The following is a 20,881-nucleotide window of genomic DNA, read 5'->3' on the forward strand; positions in this document are numbered from 1 at the left end:
AAAGCAAATAGCGGTTTTGATCTTACCTATGAGGAATGGAACCCCGTCGTAGCGGGATGTATCCTTTTTGATCAATTGAAACCTTTGTATGCTTTAAATGCGGAACAGGCCAAGAGCGAGGCTCAACACATCCTTCCAGCGGGCGGTCATTTGTTGGGTATGGCTATCGGTTTGCCGGGTAAGTTTTAGGTCGGTGTTGGACAAGTTAACCTAATGGGTTTTGCCAGTCGATTTTTCCGATGTGCTTAGATACAACAATACCTTTGAATTTGACCACTATTCATCAACCCATTACCATATTTTTTATGCCAGTAAGAGTTGGCTCGAAAACCAACTCAAAAGCCCCGATCTGGATTGTTTTGACAAGAGGGTGGCTCAGTGGAATGAAAGATGCACCTATTCTGGAGCATATGGGATGTGGCAGTTTACGAGCGATGGCAAGGTAGAGGGGATCAGTGGGCGGGCAGACATGAACTATTCTTACATTTCAAAAAAGATGTTGAATGAAAAAAGGGCGCACCCTAAACTTTGACATTCGCCATGTCAGGGCGTCCCCAACAAGAGTGTAGGTAGGGTATGTAAAAGCGTTCGGCATATTTTTTGCATAGTTATCAACTCTTTATAGCCTCTCAGAGTCCCTGACAGGCTTTCAAAGGGCTATCCTATTTTTTATTTCCGCCAAAAAGTTGAACAATCTGCCTTATCCTTGATATTAAATTCAATAATCTTTTTCAACAATTCGTAATTTACCGGCTCGTTCCACGGAATTCGAAACAAGCCTTTGGTAGCGCTGTAGCCAGCTTGGGCGATTTCATCGGCAAAATGCACCATTGTCTTTGCTTCGGGTGATACGCTCAAATGATGCTTCGCTGTGGAAAAGCCGATGATAAATGTGCCGTGATCGGAATACATTGGCGTATTCCACTTGATTTGCGGTTCCAAATTTGGGAATTTATTCATAACCCACGCCAAGATTTCCTCAGTTCGGGCACGGTGGTCGGGGTGATCGATACCTGCTAAATATTTTGCAAAAACTTCCATGTTTTCCTCCTTGATTATGTTATCGCCGCCAAAAAGTTGAACAGTCTGCCTTATCCTTGATATTAAATTCAATGATCTTCTCTAGCAATTCGTAGTTAACCGGTTCAGTCCATTTAATTCGGAACAAGCGTGAAGAAGCGCTGTAGCCAGCTTGGGCGATTTCATCGGCAAAATGCACCATTGTCTTTTCTTCGGGTAAAACGCTCAAATGATTCTTTGCTACGGCAAACATAATGATGTATGTGCCGTGATCGGTAAACGTGGGTTTGTTCCACTTGATTTGCGGTTTCAAATTTGGGAATTTATTAGCAACCCACGTCAAAATTTCCTCTGTTCGGGCGCGGTGGTCGGGGTTATCGATACCTGCTAAATATTTTGCAAAAACTCCCATGTGGTTCCCTCCTAAAATAAAAATTATGTCGTTCAGAGAAGTTTCTCAAACCCATTCGTCGTTAAAACTCCTCACAGAACCGCTCAGACACGTTCTTAAACAACACCTATTTCCAACTATATATTTTACAACCTGGCTAGTCAAAATGGCTTAAAATGCAAATGAGAGGCTTTAAAAAGTATCTGACTTGCCAGCAATTGTTAAGTTATTGTTGTTTGAATCAAAAACAATTAAAGGTGAATAACCCTCACCAAGCCCTTTGGGACGGAGCTTGTAATATTTCAGCACGTCATAGCGCTATCTATGAGTATTGATCTTGCCTATGATGAATCGAAACTTTTCAAAGCCAACGCCATTCGAGCGGTCCAGTCGCGTTTTTTAATCTTACCTATGAGGAATTGAAACCCATCACCACTGTTATACACGTCGTAAACAAGCTTTTGTTTTGATCTTACCTATGAGGAATCAAACTTGATCCAAGGGACTGGCCATTTGCTAAAAGCATCAGTTTTGGCATGGCTCTTCGCTTAATGTTCTGAAATAATCATATTTCTGTGTCAAGGTCATATGGCCTTGACTTATTTTTTATCCAATGCATTCCTGTCAACGCGGATGCCATCATTCGCATGGCACGACGAAATCAACTTTTGGCGCAGTAACTGGCAAAGGGAAACCTTCTCCCCGACATGTCAGGAAATAGCGTTTAAGAAGATTCAGCGCTTGGTCGATGTTATTCAATCTAGAGACTATTCAACGAACACCTTCCGAAACCCGCCGTTTTGTTTTATCGTATTTAGAAAAGAATTCAATCATTTCCACGAATTAAGAATGGATTTTCGGGAAGGGGTATAAAAATGGATGTTTTGCAAGTGGATATAGAATATGCGGGATACGACGAGAAAAGCGACGCCATTCACGACATCCGTTTTAGCGTAGGCTCCGGTGAACTCGTCGGCCTGATCGGGCCGAACGGAGCGGGGAAAAGCACGACGCTCAAAGCCATCCTTGGCCTTCTGCCTCGATGTTCGGGCAAAGTGCTTTTTTCCGGAAATCGGCAAACCTATTCTTACATACCCGAGCGGCCGATCTTGTACGATAAGCTGACGTTATGGGAACATTTGGAGCTCGCCGGTGCCGCTTATGAAATGGAGCAGAGTGTGTTCACGGAGAAGGCGGAAGCTTTAATGCACCGTTTTCGCATGGAAGGCGTCCGCCATCATTATCCTTCGAGCTTTTCCAAAGGCATGCAGCAAAAAATGATGCTTATTCTCGGCTTTTTGATTGAACCGGATGTCTACGTGGTTGACGAGCCCTTTATCGGCTTGGATCCGCGGGCGACGAAAGAATTTTTGGAACTGCTTGAAGAAGAACGAAGGCGGGGGGCCGGAGTGCTGATGAGCACCCATGTGCTCGATACAGCCGAAAAAATTTGCGACCGATTCGTTTTGATGGATAGCGGCAAAATGGTCGCCGAAGGAAGTTTGCAAGAAATCCAGGATATTTGCGGTTTGCCGGACGCTTCATTATTTGATTGCTTCCATCGTTTGACGGCTTAAGAGGTGGTTCCTGTGGTGACGGTGCAGAAACTTTTTTACAAACGCCTGGCCGACCATTATAAATATCAGTATTCCGTCCTGCGGACCGCCGTGGACTGGACGATCGCCCTGTATATCATTGTGCCTTTCTTCATTTTTATTGGATATCAATATGTTTCTTGGTGGCTGCATCCCCCGGGGTGGATCACGTATGTGCCTTATGCCATTCTTTGTTTCTTGCTGTTTTTGTTTGCGGCGACAGGGACGATCCGCCTGTTTGTCGAGGAAGGGGACCAGCTCTTTTTGATCCAGCGTCCAAAATGGATGCATGGCGTGATGCGTCTCGGAATGATGTATTCCCTTGTCGTTCATTTCGTTTTGTGCCTTCTTGTCATGCTGATTTTGGCGCCGATTTTGCTAATGGTCTATAAATTGTCCGTTTTACAAACTGCACTGCTCGGGTTATGGTTATGGGTCATGCGCAGTTTCGGAGCTTGGGTGAAGGATCTGCTTTCCATCCGTTTTATGGGGTGGAAGTATTGGCTGATTTTATGCGGATGGTTCTTGGCTTTCTACCTTTTCTTTCTTTTTGGTGCCGTTCGTCTGCTGGGCGTATCGCCGTTCGCGGGCATGGCACTGTCCGGCCGTTTTCGGGAAGCCGCCGCCGGATCGTCTGGCCATGGGTCCGCGCTGCTGTTGGGCGCTTTAATCGTGCTGTTAGGCATCGGCATCTATGTTTTGTCTAAGCGTCGTTTGTTGTACAAGGGCACGTTTTTTCATGATGTTGAGCATGAGCAAAAACAACGCTTGAGGCTCACGGCGCTCCTATTAAGGGGCATTCTAAGAACAGAAACGCCGCTCTTGCGCCATAAAACGCCGCTTTTGTTCAGAAATTCAAAGCCGTTGTTTAAAAAGCGGCGCACTTCGGCCAACGTGCTTGCGGAAGTGTGCATCAAGTCGTTTTTTCGTCGTTTCGCACAGGTTAAAATGTATGCCCAGCTCGTCGCCGTAGGGATCGCGGCCATCACGTTGTTGTCCCTGTGGCTGAAAGTCGCGATTTGGGCGGCGTTTGCCTTGCTGTTTGCCGACTGGCTCAAGTCCTATTGGAGGGAAGTTGAAGCGGCGGCGTTCGTACGGATGTTTGCGTGGAAGGATTGGGACAGAAGGATGGCGGCGAGCAAGGCGGTCTTTCTGATCATGTTGCCGGGCTTTTTGATCCTCAGCGCGGCGGCGGGGTTCAGTATGATGGCATGGCCGGGGGCGGTGGCCGCCATTCCCGTCGGTTGTTTGGTTGCGTACGCCGCGGCGAATCTTATGACGGCTTGGTAAATGGTCCGGGCGGTTGGCCGTGCCGGGCCATTTTGTCATGGTGGCTGCGCTGATGAAACCGAACGAAAATCGCATTCTGTCGATCGCACAGCAATAAAAATTGACAATAGGGGAGGATTTTTCACGGATTATGAAGTATAACTACATAGTATTGCAAAATGTTACAGAGGCGAATCGAAGATGAGGTTAACCGTCAAATTTCAGCTGGATGATCCGCTTGTTTTGCCGATAAATTATCAGCATATTTTACAGGGGTTTATTTATCGAACATTGGGGGATGACGATTTTTCTGCCTTTCTCCACAATGACGGCTTTCACAAGGGAAAAAGATCGTTTAAATTATTTACCTTCAGCCGCCTATTCGGTAAAAACAAGGTCGATGTTAAAAATAAGCAAATCATTTTTTTTGATGAAGTCGAATGGCACGTGAGCTCGATTTTGCCGCAGTTCATTCAAAATCTGTGCCAAAACTTGTTAACGGCGCCTGAAAATCGCCTTCTAGGTTACCCAATATCGGTACAAGAGGTTAGTTATAATAAACTCAAAATTGATTCGAACCGTTGTCTTATTAAAATGCTATCCCCTATCACGGTGTACAGTACCTACGAAGACGAAAGCGGAAAGAAGAAAACCCAATATTTCGATCCGAATGATACCGCTTTCCCGGTGTTGATTGAACAAAATCTCATTAAAAAATATGAAGCTTATTACGGCAAGGCACCGGAAAGACGTTCTTTTTCCATCACACCGATCGATATTCACCCGAGAGATAAGGTGGTCACCCGTTACAAGAATTTTATTATTAACGCTTGGGGAGGCACTTACGAAGTGCGGAGTTCCCCTGAATTAATTCAGTTTGCTTATGCGGTGGGAATAGGAGGTAAAAATTCCCAAGGATTTGGGATGTTTGGGATATTAAAAGTGGAGGAGAACGAATACTAGTGAAGTCCTTACTGTAGTTATAAGTGCATCTTAATAAGCAGTTAACTTAGGGAAAAACTCTCAGTTCACTTGTTTGTCAATGTTTCAATGTTAAGTTTTTCTTTTAGGTTTAGCTAAAGTTGAAAAACGAGGTGAGTGTATGATTTCTGCCATTCAGGAATTGGGCAAGAGGGTTCTCAAACAGGAATCGAAAGAGCCATTGGATGTACTGATCGAGTCCATTTCCGAAACTAATTATCCCCATGTGTTCCTTGTTGTAATTGAAAAGAATAATTGGAAAGTAGAGATGGAAGAGTGTCAGGAGGGGGAATCTTACAAATATCTTTATCGTCGCGGTGCTTCAAACGGCCCCAATTTTTCTCCGACAGCTCTAGTGACCGATTTGGCGAAAACCTTTGATAAAAAATTTATGGCCTGGTTTGAGAAAATGATAAAACAAAAAGCGAATTTTTCTGAACCAAATATTTCCTATATACGAGACATTTATACTATACTTCATGAAAACCGAGATGAAATTTATGAAACTCTTAAAACAAAAATCAACGAGACAACTGGTGGATGTGTATTGACTTTAAAAATTAATGGTCATTATCTCAAAGAAGACCCTACTTTTGTTTCACTTTTTGTCCACTTGATTCAGGAAAAAGACAGTGAAGTTTCAGCGAATGACCAGGTCTGTTCAGTTTGTGGCCATCGAAAAGCTCTCGTTATGGCCGGATCGCCTGCTTTTAAATTTTATACCAATGATAAGCCAGGATTTATTAGTGGTGCATTTGATAAAGAGTTAGCCTGGCGGAACCATCCTGTTTGTATGGATTGTAATCTGTGCCTTCAAGAGGGGAAACGTTTTTTAGAAAACAGACTTAAATTCCGATTTTATGGTCTCGAATATTACTTAATACCTGAGTTTTTATTTGGAGAGCAGAATACCCGTGAAGAAGTCATAGAAATTTTGAGAAGCGGAAACAAATATAAAACGTTGCACTCACAACAACAAATTGAAAACTCATTAGCGGACGAAGAGGATATATTGGATGTCTTACAAGAGGCTGACGATGATGTACTTTTTCATCTTTTGTTTTTAAGGAAAATTCAATCTGCAGAGCGCATTCTAATGGTGGTTGAAGATGTGATCCCTTCCCGTTTGCGGAAGATATTTGAGGCCAAGGAACAGGTGGAGAAGCGGTTCCCGTTACAAAAGGGTTCGACTCCATATCGTCGTTACCACTTTGGAAGAATTAGGGCTTTCTTTAATAAATCCGATGACAATAAGCGTCAATCTGATTTGGATAAATATTTTTTAGAGATTACATCTGCTGTCTTTCGCGGCCAATCCATTGATATCCGCTTTTTAACCAGGTTTTTTATGCAGGAAATTCGCAAGCATGTAGCTGGTACTTCCGAGCGGGAAGGTGAGGAGGCTGATACCGATAAAATTTTTCATGTTGTCCGGGATGCGTTGATGAATGTGCTGTTTTTTGCCGAACTAAAGATATTAAAAACTGGGGAGGAGAATCTTGTGCCGTCAAAACTTTTTGAGGATATTTTCGAGTTATACGGACCCCATCTTGACCGCCCTGAGAAAAAAGCACTATTCCTTTTAGGAGCTCTAACCCAGATGTTGCTTAAAAAACAACAAAACGAAAGGAACTCTCAGCCATTCTTGAAGCAATTAAAAGGCTTAAAAATGAAAGAAAAAGATTTTCTTGGTTTGTTACCAAAAGTGCAGGACAAGCTTCAGCAGTATAATGCGTTAGATCCAAAGAAAAAGGTACTGGCTGAAGAGATTTCTGACTTCTTTTTGCGTGCCGGAACGGGATGGAAACTTTCGGTCGATGAAATGAATTTTTGTTTTGTGAGCGGGATGAACCTTGTTCATCATATAGAGAACATTTTGTATGGAAATAAACATGAAAACAATGAAGGAGAGGAAAAATAAGATGAATCGTTCCGAAATTCTCTTTCTTTATGACGCCAGCTGGACAAATCCGAACGGGGATCCAGTGGATGAAAACAAGCCGCGTATCGATGAAGAGACAGGACGTAATATAGTCACTGATGTTCGCCTTAAACGTACGATTCGCGATTATCTGTATGATTATAAGGGAAAAGAAATTTTTGTCCGAGAGATATCGGATGATGAAGGGATCATTCAGGATGCTAAGCATCGCGCGGAAGACTTTTTGTTGAAAGATGGTGAAAAGGTTTCTAAATCAGATTTGACACTTGCCGAGATGAAGCGTTTGATTCAGGAGAATTTGCTTCGAGACTGTATTGATGTACGACTTTTCGGTGGGACAATCCCTGTTGAGAAAAGTTCGAAAGAAAAAAGTTCCATTACCTTGACTGGTCCCGTTCAGTTTCAAATGGGACAATCCCTACACCGGGTCAAGCTTGAATATATAAAGGGGACTGGTGCTTTTGCTTCAGGGGATAAACAAACGCGGAAGACGTTCCGGGAAGAATATGTTGTTCCGTATTCCTTAATTGCCTTTTACGGCGTGATCAATGAAAAAGCGGCGGAACACACTCATTTGACTGAAGAAGATGTTTTATTATTGTTGGAAGGTATTTGGAATGGAACTAAAAACTTAATTTCTCGTAGTAAAGTTGGTCAACTGCCTCGCCTATTGCTGCAAGTGGTTTATCATGAAGATTGTTTCCATATTGGAGAGTTAAATCGTTTAATTCGGTTCGACACAGAAAAAGCAGAAGAAGAAGTTCGGCATGTATCCGATGGCACGTTGAATGTTTCACCATTGTTGAGAAAATTAGAAGAAGAGAAAGAAAAAATTCAAGAAATAAAATATCGGTTTGATTCGCAAATAAATTTGTCCCACAATCTGCCTGAAGAATTGAATCGGCTTGGCATTAAAACACAGGAATTGATGTATTAGGAGAGTGGGCGCCATGCGAACATTGATTTTTGATATATGGGGGGAATGGGGGCACTTTCGGAAATACTATTCAACTTCCTCCCCCTTAACTTTCTCTGTTCTTCCACCTTCAACCGCATATGGCATCCTTGGAGCTATCTTGGGTTTATCAAAGGAAAATAACATGTATCTAACTAAATTGAAAGAAGCTCATACGCGCATTGGAATTGGCTTAATTCATCCGGTCAAGAAAATCATGTTTGGTTTAAACTTAATTAATACTAAAGGGAATGTATGGGTGCCCAAACAACGGAGAGAAGGTGCAAGAACGCAAATTCGGACAGAATTTTTGAAAGATGTTCGGTACCGATTATTCGTTTCTATGGATGATCAAGTTCTATATAACAAGCTACTTAGTCATATTCAGCAGCATAAGACATACTATACAGTTTCGCTCGGTTTGAGTGAGTTATTGGCTAACTTCCAGTTTGTAGATGAAATAGACAGCCACTTGAAAAAGTCAACAGGCGAACCTATAGAAATGCATACGATTGTTCCGTTATCTCTTATCCAACATAAAGGGATTCGGATCCAACCTGGGAAGAGATACAAAAAAGAACGTCTTCCTATAGATATGGATGACAACAGGATTGTGTCGGCATATGAAGAATGTCTGTTTGATATGAATGGCCAAACGATTGAAGTGGATGTGGGCTATTTTTACGAAGGAATTGGAAATAACGGTACGATATACCGGTACGTTTTCCTCAATGAACTTCATTCGGAAAAGGTTGTACAAAAAGGTGTGGTTTTATGAAGGTCTTGTATTCTCATCCTGATCAACCACTTCAAAATCATTTGGAGGGTGTGCTTAAAGCCGTTAAGAAGTTATGGGAACAACGTCAGTTTACTGGCTGGGAAACATCTGAAGACAAGCGGAGGCTACATGATTTATTGTGTGTGGCCGCCGTTTTTCATGATTTTGCTAAAGCCACATCTTATTTTCAAGACTATATTCTTTCAGAAGATAAAACGAAGACACTGTTAAGCAGGCATTCTCTTTTATCTGCGATTGTGAGCTATTTTATAGGGAAAAAGCTCCTCGAATCTCAGCAACATGATTTATATGAACCGCTTTTCTTATTTTTAGCCGTCAAACGCCATCATGGGAACATGAACAATTTGTTTTCAGAAGTTAATATTCCTCAAGAAGAACGTCATTCCTTGCTTGAACAGGCAAAAGCTATTGATTATGAAGCATGGAATAATATTGTATTTCATCTAGCCCCTCTCCTGCCAGAAAAAATCAAAGGTTTACATCCCCTTGCCGAAGAGCAAGTTACACAGTGGGTAGAAATGTTTTTTGAAAAGGACATCCGCTTTTGGCGGAGGAAAATCCGAAGAGAGTTGGAGCCCCAAACAATCCGAACGACCCAGTTATATTACAAATATTGTTCTCTATATTCCCTCTTGTTGGATGCCGATAAAAATCAAGCTGCGTTACGGGATAAATTAAAGATGGAACGCAAAGAAATAAACTCTTTGTGTGTAGATAAGTATCGGGCTGAACAGAACTGGAGTTTAGTAGGGATTAACCGTCTGCGTGAAAAAGCTTATCATGAAGTGAAGGAAAATATTGTACAAGCGTCGGGTCGTTTATTTTCAATAAACTTACCAACTGGATTAGGAAAAACGATTATATCTCTGAAAGCAGCTCTGCAGTTAAGAGAGCGTAGAACGCGTGAAAGAGGCGTTGCCCCACGTATTATTTATGCTTTGCCATTTTTAAGTGTCATTGATCAAAATGCGAAAGTTTTTGAAGAAATATTACGATATCAGTCTTTTCCAGTTGATGCATTTATTCTAATGAAACACCATTCCATGGCGGATCCCTATGAGGAAAAATTCAGTGATACTGATTATGAAATTAACGAGAATCAGGCTCGAGTTTTAATGGAAAGTTGGCAAGCCGAATTAATCTGTACAACATTTGTTCAATTGTTTCAAACTCTAATTAGCAATCGTAACCGTGCACTGCGGAAGTTTCACCGTTTGTCGAACGCTATCTTGGTTATCGATGAAATACAGGCCGTTCCCGTAAAATTTTGGCCATTGATGCGGGAGATGTTGCTCGAATTGACGCGTGGGATGGCTACAGATGTCATTCTATTGACAGCAACGCAGCCTGAATTATTTGAACCAACAGATGGATTATTCGAGTTGTGTGAGAGGCAGAAGTATTTCAATCAGATGGATCGTGTTCGTTTGTTTCCGAATGTTTCAATAAAACAAACGATAGAGGAGTTTGTAGACGGGTTAAATCTTTGTCCAGAGTGTTCCTATTTATTTATTTTAAATACCATATCATCTGCAAAAGAACTATTTGCTAAATTGAAACTAAAATTGAAAGAGCCGATAGCTTTTTTATCTACACATATTCCACCTAAAGAAAGATTAAAAAGGATTGAGGAAATTAAAGAGGACAAATATCGGGTTGTAGTGAGTACTCAGCTAATCGAGGCAGGAGTAGATCTTGATTTTGATGTGATTTATCGCGATCTGGCTCCTATGGAAAGCATTGTTCAGTCGGCTGGGCGTTGTAACCGGAACGGATTACACAAAGGAACGGTTTACATTATGCATTTGTGGAATGGGAAAAAAGGATCTTTCTCCGGGCTGGTTTATCCGAATGTGGCGATTGAAGAGACGAAAGTGTTGTTGCAACAATTTAAGGAAATTAAGGAAAAAGAATTGTTTCCCTTAATAGAAAAGTATTATAGGATCATCAAAGAAAAGCTGAGTAAAAGTGAATCTATAAAATATTTAAATGCTGTAAACACTCTCTATTTCTCAGGAGAGGAAGATCTTGACCGTATTCCCGTGTCAGACTTTCAATTAATTGAAGAAGAGTATCCTAAGATTGATATTTTTATTGAGTTAGATGAAGAAGCTAAGAAGATTTGGGGATCTTTTCAAGAGATAATAGATATGGAGAACGGCTTGGAAAGATATAAAAAGTTGGTAAGGATAAAGAAAAAGTTTCAAGAATATGTCGTCTCAGTTCCGGCGAAAGTGGAAAATCGTCCACCAATAGTTAATGATCATTATTATGTAGCCTACAATTCTCTTAATGAATATTACGATCCTGAAACAGGTTTTATTACAAAAGGAGTTACAGCTATATGGTAAGTGGCAATCCATAACAGATCGCCACAACAAATAGGTTCCCTTCACAAGTACGTAAGATATATGAAAAATCGTCCTTTTACATTTAGTGAAAGAAATGGCGTTAATGCAGATTTCTTTTGGGTGCCACGGGAAAATTTAAAGCATTATTATGATCAGGATACAGGTTATATGGATGAAAGTGGTGAATCTTATTTAATTTGAAATCGGGGGATCCAAATGTCTTTTTCAATGGATGTTACCGGCACGCATATCTGGTATTTTTTCATTTGCCACCGGGAGCTTTGGCTCATCATTCATCAAATCGCTGCCGATCAAGACGATGAAAATCTAGATATCGGCCGGTTCATTTCGGAACACAGGTATCAAAACGATAAAAAAGAAATCGTGATTGGAAACATTAAAGTGGATCGCGTCAGAAAACATGGGCAACAACTAATCCTCGGCGAAGTGAAAAAATCCTCTCGTTTTAAAGAAAGCGCCCGTTATCAACTGCTCTTCTATTTGGACACCCTGAAAGAGATGGGGATTGAAGCGAAAGGCGAATTGCTCTTTCCTGAGGAGCGGCGACGTGAAGTCGTTGAATGGACGCCCGAAGCGAAAGAAAAATTGGATGAGGCGATTCAAGAGATTCGCCGCATTGCCAGGCAACCGGTCCCTCCGCCGCCCAAAAAAATCAATTTTTGCCGGAAATGTGCTTATCGCGAATATTGTTGGGCGGAGGGTTAATGATGAAAAAAACATTGTATATCTTTACGAGCGGAGAACTGAAACGAAAGGATAACAGTCTATACTTTGAATCGGAAGCCGGGCGCAAATATATTCCCGTTGAAGATACAAATGACATTTACATTTTTGGCGAAGTGGATGTCACAAAACGGTTTCTCGAATTTGCCGCTGCCAAAGAAATTTGCATCCATTATTTTAATCATTACGGATATTACACGGGCACCTTTTATCCGCGGGAACATTACAATGCTGGGCATGTCATTTTAAAACAGGCGGAACACTACATAGATAAAGAAAAGCGGCTGGAACTGGCTCGAATTTTTATCGCCGGCTCCATTGCCCAGATGAGGCAGGTATTAAAATATTATCAAACGCGGGCGAAAAATGGTAAAGAAGAAATCACAGCGCTCATTGAAAAATTTAAAGAACGGACAAGTGAACTGAGCGAAGGCCATACGGTAGAAGAATTAATGGCGGTTGAAGGACATGCGAGAGAAGATTATTACAAAATGTTCGATTACATCATTAACGACCCGGATTTCCGCTTTGAAAAGAGAAGCAAGCGCCCGCCGTTAAACCGATTGAACGCCATGATCAGTTTCGGCAATTCTTTATGTTATACCATGGTATTAAGTGAAATATACAAAACATATCTTGATCCGCGGATAGGTTATCTGCACGCCACAAATTTTCGGAGATTTTCCTTGAATCTGGATGTCGCTGAGATTTTTAAACCAATCATGGTGGATCGTCTGATATTCATGTTAATTAATAAGAAAATGATCGGGAAAAAAGATTTTGATAAGCAGATGAACGGTATCTTGTTGACTGAATCCGGCCGCAAAAAATTTGTTGCCGAACTTGATAAAAGGATGCAAACGACCGTCAATCATCGGCATTTGGGTAAATCGGTTTCCTACCGCCGCTTGATTCGGTTAGAGTTGTATAAAATTCAAAAGCATATCTTGGGCGAAAAAACATATGAGCCCTACCGTTCCATGTGGTAGGTGATTGAATGTTTGTTATTTTAGTTTATGATTTTGCGGAAAAGCGGGTAGGCAAAGCGCTAAAAATCTCGCGTAAGTATCTTAATTGGGTGCAAAATTCCGTTTTGGAAGGCGAGATTTCCGATGCGAACTATTTTAAGCTGAAAAAAGAATTGCAAGACCTGATGGATCCGGAAGAGGATTCCATTATCTTTTACACATTCCGGACACAAAAATATTCCAAGCGGGAAGAATTTGGTGTCAAAAAAGGCGGAGATGAGAATATAATTTAAGAGTTTTTAGCAACAAATTGAGTTAGGGAGAAGTGGCGCATTGTCGTCGATCCCCAGTAGCGTCGAAAACCCCGGGGATCGACGACATTTTGCTTTTTCAACAATCCTTTATGTAGCGCGGTATTTTTGGAAATCAAAAAAATTCATCATGAAAAAAAGGATTTTTATTCCCGATGAAGAATATTGATATATCGGCAACTTTTTGGGGTTTTGATCTTACCTATGAGGAATTGAAACATCAAACTCCGAAGTTCAGACATGGCCCGGGATTGGTTTTGATCTTACCTATGAGGAATTGAAACTTCGTGAATTGAATATCGACGCTGCCCATGATCGCCGTTTTGATCTTACCTATGAGGAATTGAAACTCTATTGACGGAGTGATAACATCTTGGATGAAAGACGTTTTGATCTTACCTATGAGGAATTGAAACAAGATCGTATCAATAACGCTTTGAAGGCATTCAAAGGTTTTGATCTTACCTATGAGGAATTGAAACTCTCACGGTTGAGATTCGCCAAGGGTTCAGGACGCTCGTTTTGATCTTACCTATGAGGAATTGAAACTCGATCGTTCTCGTCACCGCATCAGCGCCGCCTCCAATGTTTTGATCTTACCTATGAGGAATTGAAACCATATTTAGTTCGTCAAATGTATGTTTGACGTAATTAGTTTTGATCTTACCTATGAGGAATTGAAACTTGTTGACGGTTACGACGGTATTTCCGTTTGGGTTCGTGTTTTGATCTTACCTATGAGGAATTGAAACTTGCTTAATACCGACTTAATCAAGGTTCGCTATCTCGGTTTTGATCTTACCTATGAGGAATTGAAACCCGTCACCCGATCATTTTCCAAAACAAGGGACGAAGGTTTTGATCTTACCTATGAGGAATTGAAACTTGAGATAGTAAACGTTCTCTCCGTCGCGAAACCAAGTTTTGATCTTACCTATGAGGAATTGAAACTCGGAATGGAGGCGTATGTAACGGTGAAAAACCAAAAGTTTTGATCTTACCTATGAGGAATTGAAACATCGCTATCTCACTCGGCAATGTTAAAACAGTCATCCAGTTTTGATCTTACCTATGAGGAATTGAAACCGTACCAAACGCGAAGTCAAGCCCCATCGACAACGTAGTTTTGATCTTACCTATGAGGAATTGAAACCATTTCGTTTCAACTGCTCATGCTCACTGACTTCCAGTTTTGATCTTACCTATGAGGAATTGAAACCTGTTTTAATACTGGCTACCATAGTGTAAAATAAGAACGTTTTGATCTTACCTATGAGGAATTGAAACTCGCGACACTCCCTTCATATACAGTTTCAATTCGGTGTTTTGATCTTACCTATGAGGAATTGAAACTTTCGACAATACGCTCAATCGGTACTTTAAGTTCTTTGTTTTGATCTTACCTATGAGGAATTGAAACTTGCGATTCGGCCGTACATGCCGGAATAGACTTCGGTCGGGTTTTGATCTTACCTATGAGGAATTGAAACTCGGCCGCCTGGTGCGATTCCGGGCGGCTGTAATTTTTGTTTTGATCTTACCTATGAGGAATTGAAACTCAAGATATTCACGTTTAAAAGATTTGAATTCCTCATCGTTTTGATCTTACCTATGAGGAATTGAAACTGCGGCACGATATGATCCACCACCGTTGCCGGTGTCAGTTTTGATCTTACCTATGAGGAATTGAAACTTTTTAAAAATCATACTAAGTTTTGTGTTGACATCCGTTTTGATCTTACCTATGAGGAATTGAAACTGACCAAGCAGTTTATATCCTACACCGTCTACAGCGTTTTGATCTTACCTATGAGGAATTGAAACTGTGTACCGTCTGGTAGAATCTCTAACGATTCTTTGTGTTTTGATCTTACCTATGAGGAATTGAAACTTTGTGATTGCCGGCTGACCGTCTGTTCAAGATTGGGTTTTGATCTTACCTATGAGGAATTGAAACATAGGAACGGCTGCCATTTGCGCCTGGTCAAAGTTGTTTTGATCTTACCTATGAGGAATTGAAACTGGGTTCGTGATTGGTGAAGGCTATCGAACGCCAGAAAGTTTTGATCTTACCTATGAGGAATTGAAACTATACCGCTGATACATCGCCAACGCGTCGTCCTCGATCGTTTTGATCTTACCTATGAGGAATTGAAACGAGGGCGCCCGACAATCGCCGGGAACGCCCCCTCCCCGTTTTGATCTTACCTATGAGGAATTGAAACCATGACCCCTTTCAATTGCTTAATTCCAAACCGGCGAGTTTTGATCTTACCTATGAGGAATTGAAACAACGCGTCAAATTCCAAAACAATATGGCTATTTTAATTGTTTTGATCTTACCTATGAGGAATTGAAACCTAAACGACTTCGGTATACTGCGGTAGATGTTAAGGTTTTGATCTTACCTATGAGGAATTGAAACTTGTGGTTTCGACAACGGCGGCACCGGCGAAGTTTGGATCGTTTTGATCTTACCTATGAGGAATTGAAACCATTTTCTAGTCTTGCAAACATACTGCCTACGGCACAGTTTTGATCTTACCTATGAGGAATTGAAACATTCGAATGACCAGTTGATCAAATTTTTCCCGGAGGTTTTGATCTTACCTATGAGGAATTGAAACCCTCCTTTCGATTGGCCTGTCTCATCAGCGACGGGAGGTTTTGATCTTACCTATGAGGAATTGAAACATTCAAACGACAACGTATATACCTGTCCAGAAACAAAGTTTTGATCTTACCTATGAGGAATTGAAACTTGCCGTTCGCAGTATAAGGCATTATGGCAATTATGGTTTTGATCTTACCTATGAGGAATTGAAACTCTCGCCTACTGCCGCGAACACGCTTGAAATCATCGCGTTTTGATCTTACCTATGAGGAATTGAAACTTCGTCGCTTGGTGTATCTCAAAAAGCTTCCTTAGCGTTTTGATCTTACCTATGAGGAATTGAAACTTTGGCGCAGGGTTTGAAGTCATAATACGGGATAAGGTTTTGATCTTACCTATGAGGAATTGAAACTCCACGCCGGGGGCGTACCGGGTCAATTTAGACAACCGTTTTGATCTTACCTATGAGGAATTGAAACTTTCTCCTCAAGCCAAGGTAATTCCCTATATGCCTTCAAGTTTTGATCTTACCTATGAGGAATTGAAACTATTCGCCCCGCGGGAGGCGATGATTTTCACTCAAGACGTTTTGATCTTACCTATGAGGAATTGAAACATGAATCGTGGAAGAGCGTTAGAATGTCGTGATCGAGGTTTTGATCTTACCTATGAGGAATTGAAACTACGCTGCTGCAACCGCTTTCCCATATTGGAGAAAGCGAGTTTTGATCTTACCTATGAGGAATTGAAACCCCCTTTCAAGTTTTGAAATAGTGAAGGCGCCGAGCGTTTTGATCTTACCTATGAGGAATTGAAACTCCAATGCCGAGGAGAACGATCTCGGCAAGTTGTTGCGTTTTGATCTTACCTATGAGGAATTGAAACATGCTTCATTGACAACGTCTGCAATTATCATTCAATACGTTTTGATCTTACCTATGAGGAATTGAAACTTTTTTTCTATTGCATCCTTTTGTATATCGTAGTATAGTTTTGATCTTACCTATGAGGAATTGAAACCAGGGTCAATGATAATCGGCGACGGGTACGCGTGCGTTTTGATCTTACCTATGAGGAATTGAAACTTTGCTTTCAAATTGATTTGATTTGTGAGCAACGTGTTTTGATCTTACCTATGAGGAATTGAAACTTGATTTCTCGATAGTCCGAGGCCCTGGGAGCACGTCCCGTTTTGATCTTACCTATGAGGAATTGAAACTCGCTCTTATGCGAGCCATCTGGTAAAATTTCCAACGTTTTGATCTTACCTATGAGGAATTGAAACTTCGATTTCCAAAAAACCCGAAGGCTACACCTACCGCGAGTTTTGATCTTACCTATGAGGAATTGAAACCTCTCTCAAACGACGAATGGACTGGTTTTTTTGATCAGGTTTTGATCTTACCTATGAGGAATTGAAACATGTCAAACATCATTGATCCGCAGTTCGCGCAAGTCGTTTTGATCTTACCTATGAGGAATTGAAACAATCTCCGGATCCCAAACACATAGATTTCATGCCCATTGTTTTGATCTTACCTATGAGGAATTGAAACACTTCGCCACCATACCAGAGATACGGTGACTCAATCGTTTTGATCTTACCTATGAGGAATTGAAACCAGAGAAAAGGTTTATGCGGTTGAGGAAATAGCTGAGTTTTGATCTTACCTATGAGGAATTGAAACAAGGCTATCCCGTCCGAGTTAGGACCATAGATGATCGGTTTTGATCTTACCTATGAGGAATTGAAACTGCTTTTCAGCGGGAAACAGAATCGCTATTTACTTTGTTTTGATCTTACCTATGAGGAATTGAAACACTCACACTGAAAGTCTTTCGAAATTACCCAGTCTAGTTTTGATCTTACCTATGAGGAATTGAAACCCTGCTAGAAAATAAGACTGAGTTTGCGAAACTGCGTTTTGATCTTACCTATGAGGAATTGAAACCACAATCCGAGTGATAACAGAAAGTACAATCGCAATGTTTATATCTTACCTATGAGGAATTGAAACCAGCGGCCAAGGGACTATCGGGAAGGCGGCATCAAGTGTTTATATCTTACCTATGAGGAATTGAAACGCGTCTGAACATCCGCTTTCCCATTTCGTTCCCATTGTTTATATCTTACCTATGAGGAATTGAAACATTTGTTTTCTGTTCATTCCGTACACTCCTTTCTTCATGTTTATATCTTACCTATGAGGAATTGAAACTATTGAAGTCTCAGTTCAAGATAAAGTTTATAAATTGTTTATATCTTACCTATGAGGAATTGAAACACGTTTTCCAGTCGCTGAAATCGCCCTCTGACGCATCGTTTATATCTTACCTATGAGGAATTGAAACATTCCATCGCAAAAGGAATGACGAGCGCATCAAAAGTTTATATCTTACCTATGAGGAATTGAAACAATATCGGACACCGTCGTACATGTCCCTAAAGTCCAGTTTATATCTTACCTATGAGGAATTGAAACTATTGAAGGTGTTTCTACAGGCCAAAAATTTCAAACTGGTTTATATCTTACCTATGAGGAATTGAAACAATAAATGTAGATATATCAAGGGATTTGGTGTATACTGTTTATATCTTACCTATGAGGAATTGAAACACATCACAATTACTGGCTATCTATGATTCGGCCGCGTTTATATCTTACCTATGAGGAATTGAAACAACGGGACAAGGTAACAATGCCCGATCAGACCAGGCTGTTTATATCTTACCTATGAGGAATTGAAACGCTGGACTTCGGCAGTTTTTCGTAGACAGTTCGTTGTTTATATCTTACCTATGAGGAATTGAAACTTCAATATCATGCCTCACTTCAATGACTTTCCCAATTGTTTATATCTTACCTATGAGGAATTGAAACTCGGCGCAGAATGGAGGGATGTTTGATTGAAAAAAGTTTATATCTTACCTATGAGGAATTGAAACATATGCACTACGTTCCGATAAAACTCGACAAAGTTCGGTTTATATCTTACCTATGAGGAATTGAAACTTCGTTTTGGCTCCGAGATCCTTGTTCACAATGGCTGTTTATATCTTACCTATGAGGAATTGAAACGTAATCCGTACTGATCATGGTGCTTTGTAGGCCTTGGTTTATATCTTACCTATGAGGAATTGAAACTATACGACAAACGAATGTGAACGGCCAGAACGAGACGGTTTATATCTTACCTATGAGGAATTGAAACATGATTCCTCTCCGCCCCCAACCAGCGCTTCATTGTTTATATCTTACCTATGAGGAATTGAAACTCAAACGCGGAAATATCATATCCGACCAGAAGCGACGTTTATATCTTACCTATGAGGAATTGAAACTTTCAACGACCAGTGGGTAACGAAATCTGATCCGCAGTTTATATCTTACCTATGAGGAATTGAAACTTATATCCAATACGCCGAAATCGTTGAGTATTGGCAGTTTATATCTTACCTATGAGGAATTGAAACACAATAACAATTTTCGCCGGACCCGTATCGTGAACTCGTTTATATCTTACCTATGAGGAATTGAAACGCAAAAGGTTCCCGGCCCTTTTCCGTGATCAGTTCCAGTTTATATCTTACCTATGAGGAATTGAAACTTCAATGTGAAAGTGTGTGTGACTTTTTTCCATACACCGTTTATATCTTACCTATGAGGAATTGAAACCAGTCGATTTGTATGAACAAAGCGCGGATAGTGGCAAGTTTATATCTTACCTATGAGGAATTGAAACATCGATTTTTTCCTAAGCAATCGCATGCCTAGCAATGTTTATATCTTACCTATGAGGAATTGAAACTACGATCTCTTTTCAGTTCTGGACGAGCGATTTCGGTTTATATCTTACCTATGAGGAATTGAAACTTCGTTTTAGCGCCGAGATCCTTATTAATTATTGCCTGTTTATATCTTACCTATGAGGAATTGAAACTCTAACCAGCGAAGAACATACCAAAAAGCTGATCGTGTTTATATCTTACCTATGAGGAATTGAAACTCAATTTCATTCCTCATCATCCTCCTTCATGTAATGGTTTATATCTTACCTATGAGGAATTGAAACTAAGCGTGTACGACCGATCCATATTCTCGACATCGGGTTTATATCTTACCTATGAGGAATTGAAACTTTTTGATGCCATAAACATTTTCCCCTGTAATACTGTTTATATCTTACCTATGAGGAATTGAAACTTTCGAAAACCCAAAGAGCGTGGGTCATTTGGAAATCGGTTTATATCTTACCTATGAGGAATTGAAACTTCCCGGAACAAGAAGCCATTCTCCAGGAACGGTTTGAGTTTATATCTTACCTATGAGGAATTGAAACATCGATCTGACCATTGCTAAGCTCAAATCAAAATTAAGTTTATATCTTACCTATGAGGAATTGAAACTTACTAATCTTGTACAGACCTTCATATCCCTTAATATCGTTTATATCTTACCTATGAGGAATTGAAACACAAGACCGACTGTATGATAGCCTCGATTATTAGTGTTTATATCTTACCTATGAGGAATTGAAACACGGAACAAGATGCGGAGTGGATCAAGGCTAATCGGTTTATATCTTACCTATGAGGAATGGATTTAAGTCAATATTTTGGACACCAATAAGTGAAATTTAATTTTGATCTCATGCCATATTTTTCATGACATCGCTGGTCGCTTGACATGGAGCCTCTGCGGGCGTGGTGTTATGCGAAGGGCGAAAGGGGCAATGATTTCTTTCGCATGGCAAACAAGCCTGCCACACCCGCCACTCCATGTAAAGCGGATGCTTGTAAAATTGTGAAGAGCACTACGCTGCCCCTTTGATACTGTCTTCTGTTTCTTGTGGCGTCATATAGCCCAAGCAGCTATGAATCCGTTTCCGATTGTACCAGCCTTCTATAAATTCGAATAAGGCTCTTCTGGCAGCTTGAAA

13 protein-coding genes and 2 CRISPR repeat arrays (1 of these 15 cut by a window edge) are annotated in these 20,881 nt (G+C 40.7%); of the genes, 10 read left to right on the plus strand and 3 right to left on the minus strand.

Going from position 1 to position 20,881, the window contains the following annotated elements:
• Nucleotides 1-44: direct repeats of the CRISPR family, unit length 29 nt; it begins 639 nt to the left of the window's first position.
• Nucleotides 45-669: 625 nt separating this feature from the next.
• Both CCB157_RS13925 and CCB157_RS13930 read right to left on the minus strand, forming a co-directional pair.
• A complete protein-coding gene (locus CCB157_RS13925; protein WP_077616488.1) occupies nt 670-1,041 on the minus strand; it encodes an iron chaperone in 372 nt (123 codons plus the stop codon).
• A gap of 19 nt (nt 1,042-1,060) precedes the next feature.
• Entirely contained in the window at nt 1,061-1,432 is a 372-nt protein-coding gene (locus CCB157_RS13930; protein WP_077616489.1) for an iron chaperone, read from the minus strand.
• An 854-nt stretch (nt 1,433-2,286) separates the two neighbouring features.
• On the opposite strand from CCB157_RS13930, the gene CCB157_RS13935 reads away from it, so the two are divergent.
• The 10 genes from CCB157_RS13935 to cas2 all read left to right on the plus strand — a co-directional run bounded on the left by CCB157_RS13935 (nt 2,287) and on the right by cas2 (nt 13,308).
• Complete coding sequence (locus tag CCB157_RS13935) at nt 2,287-2,988, plus strand: ABC transporter ATP-binding protein (protein ID WP_077616490.1); 702 nt, start codon at nt 2,287-2,289, stop codon at nt 2,986-2,988.
• 15 nt (nt 2,989-3,003) lie between these two features.
• The gene (locus tag CCB157_RS13940; protein WP_158077335.1) at nt 3,004-4,296 is read left to right on the plus strand and encodes an ABC transporter permease; all 1,293 of its coding nucleotides are present in this window, start codon (nt 3,004-3,006) and stop codon (nt 4,294-4,296) included.
• A gap of 180 nt (nt 4,297-4,476) precedes the next feature.
• Nucleotides 4,477-5,238 carry a CRISPR-associated endoribonuclease Cas6 gene (gene cas6 / locus CCB157_RS13945; protein WP_077616492.1) on the plus strand — a complete coding sequence of 254 codons (762 nt, stop codon included), beginning with the start codon at nt 4,477-4,479 and terminating at the stop codon, nt 5,236-5,238.
• A 139-nt stretch (nt 5,239-5,377) separates the two neighbouring features.
• Complete coding sequence (locus CCB157_RS13950; protein WP_077616493.1) at nt 5,378-7,177, plus strand: TIGR02556 family CRISPR-associated protein; 1,800 nt, start codon at nt 5,378-5,380, stop codon at nt 7,175-7,177.
• A gap of 1 nt (nt 7,178) precedes the next feature.
• A complete protein-coding gene (cas7b, locus tag CCB157_RS13955) occupies nt 7,179-8,135 on the plus strand; it encodes a type I-B CRISPR-associated protein Cas7/Csh2 (protein ID WP_027726493.1) in 957 nt (318 codons plus the stop codon).
• A gap of 13 nt (nt 8,136-8,148) precedes the next feature.
• The gene (gene cas5b, locus CCB157_RS13960) at nt 8,149-8,931 is read left to right on the plus strand and encodes a type I-B CRISPR-associated protein Cas5b (RefSeq protein WP_077616494.1); all 783 of its coding nucleotides are present in this window, start codon (nt 8,149-8,151) and stop codon (nt 8,929-8,931) included.
• The gene (locus CCB157_RS13965) at nt 8,928-11,303 is read left to right on the plus strand and encodes a CRISPR-associated helicase/endonuclease Cas3 (protein WP_077616495.1); all 2,376 of its coding nucleotides are present in this window, start codon (nt 8,928-8,930) and stop codon (nt 11,301-11,303) included. The genes cas5b and CCB157_RS13965 overlap by 4 nt, the downstream gene beginning before the upstream one ends.
• Before the next feature lie 216 nt (nt 11,304-11,519).
• Complete coding sequence (cas4, locus tag CCB157_RS13970) at nt 11,520-12,029, plus strand: CRISPR-associated protein Cas4 (protein ID WP_193432307.1); 510 nt, start codon at nt 11,520-11,522, stop codon at nt 12,027-12,029.
• A gap of 2 nt (nt 12,030-12,031) precedes the next feature.
• Nucleotides 12,032-13,036: a type I-B CRISPR-associated endonuclease Cas1b gene (gene cas1b, locus CCB157_RS13975; RefSeq protein WP_077616496.1), complete on the plus strand. Its 1,005-nt coding sequence runs from the start codon at nt 12,032-12,034 to the stop codon at nt 13,034-13,036.
• Nucleotides 13,037-13,044: 8 nt separating this feature from the next.
• On the plus strand, nt 13,045-13,308 hold the full coding sequence (cas2, locus tag CCB157_RS13980) for a CRISPR-associated endonuclease Cas2 (protein WP_077616497.1): 264 nt from the start codon (nt 13,045-13,047) through the stop codon (nt 13,306-13,308).
• A gap of 207 nt (nt 13,309-13,515) precedes the next feature.
• Nucleotides 13,516-20,546: a CRISPR direct-repeat array (repeat unit 30 nt; unit sequence GTTTTGATCTTACCTATGAGGAATTGAAAC).
• A 209-nt stretch (nt 20,547-20,755) separates the two neighbouring features.
• Here the strand turns inward: cas2 and CCB157_RS18110 are convergent.
• A partial coding sequence (locus CCB157_RS18110) for an IS3 family transposase (RefSeq protein ID WP_369688683.1) occupies nt 20,756-20,881 on the minus strand: 126 nt, incomplete at its 5' end.

The organism is Caenibacillus caldisaponilyticus (assembly GCF_002003465.1).
GTDB lineage: Bacteria > Bacillota > Bacilli > Bacillales > Sporolactobacillaceae > Caenibacillus > Caenibacillus caldisaponilyticus.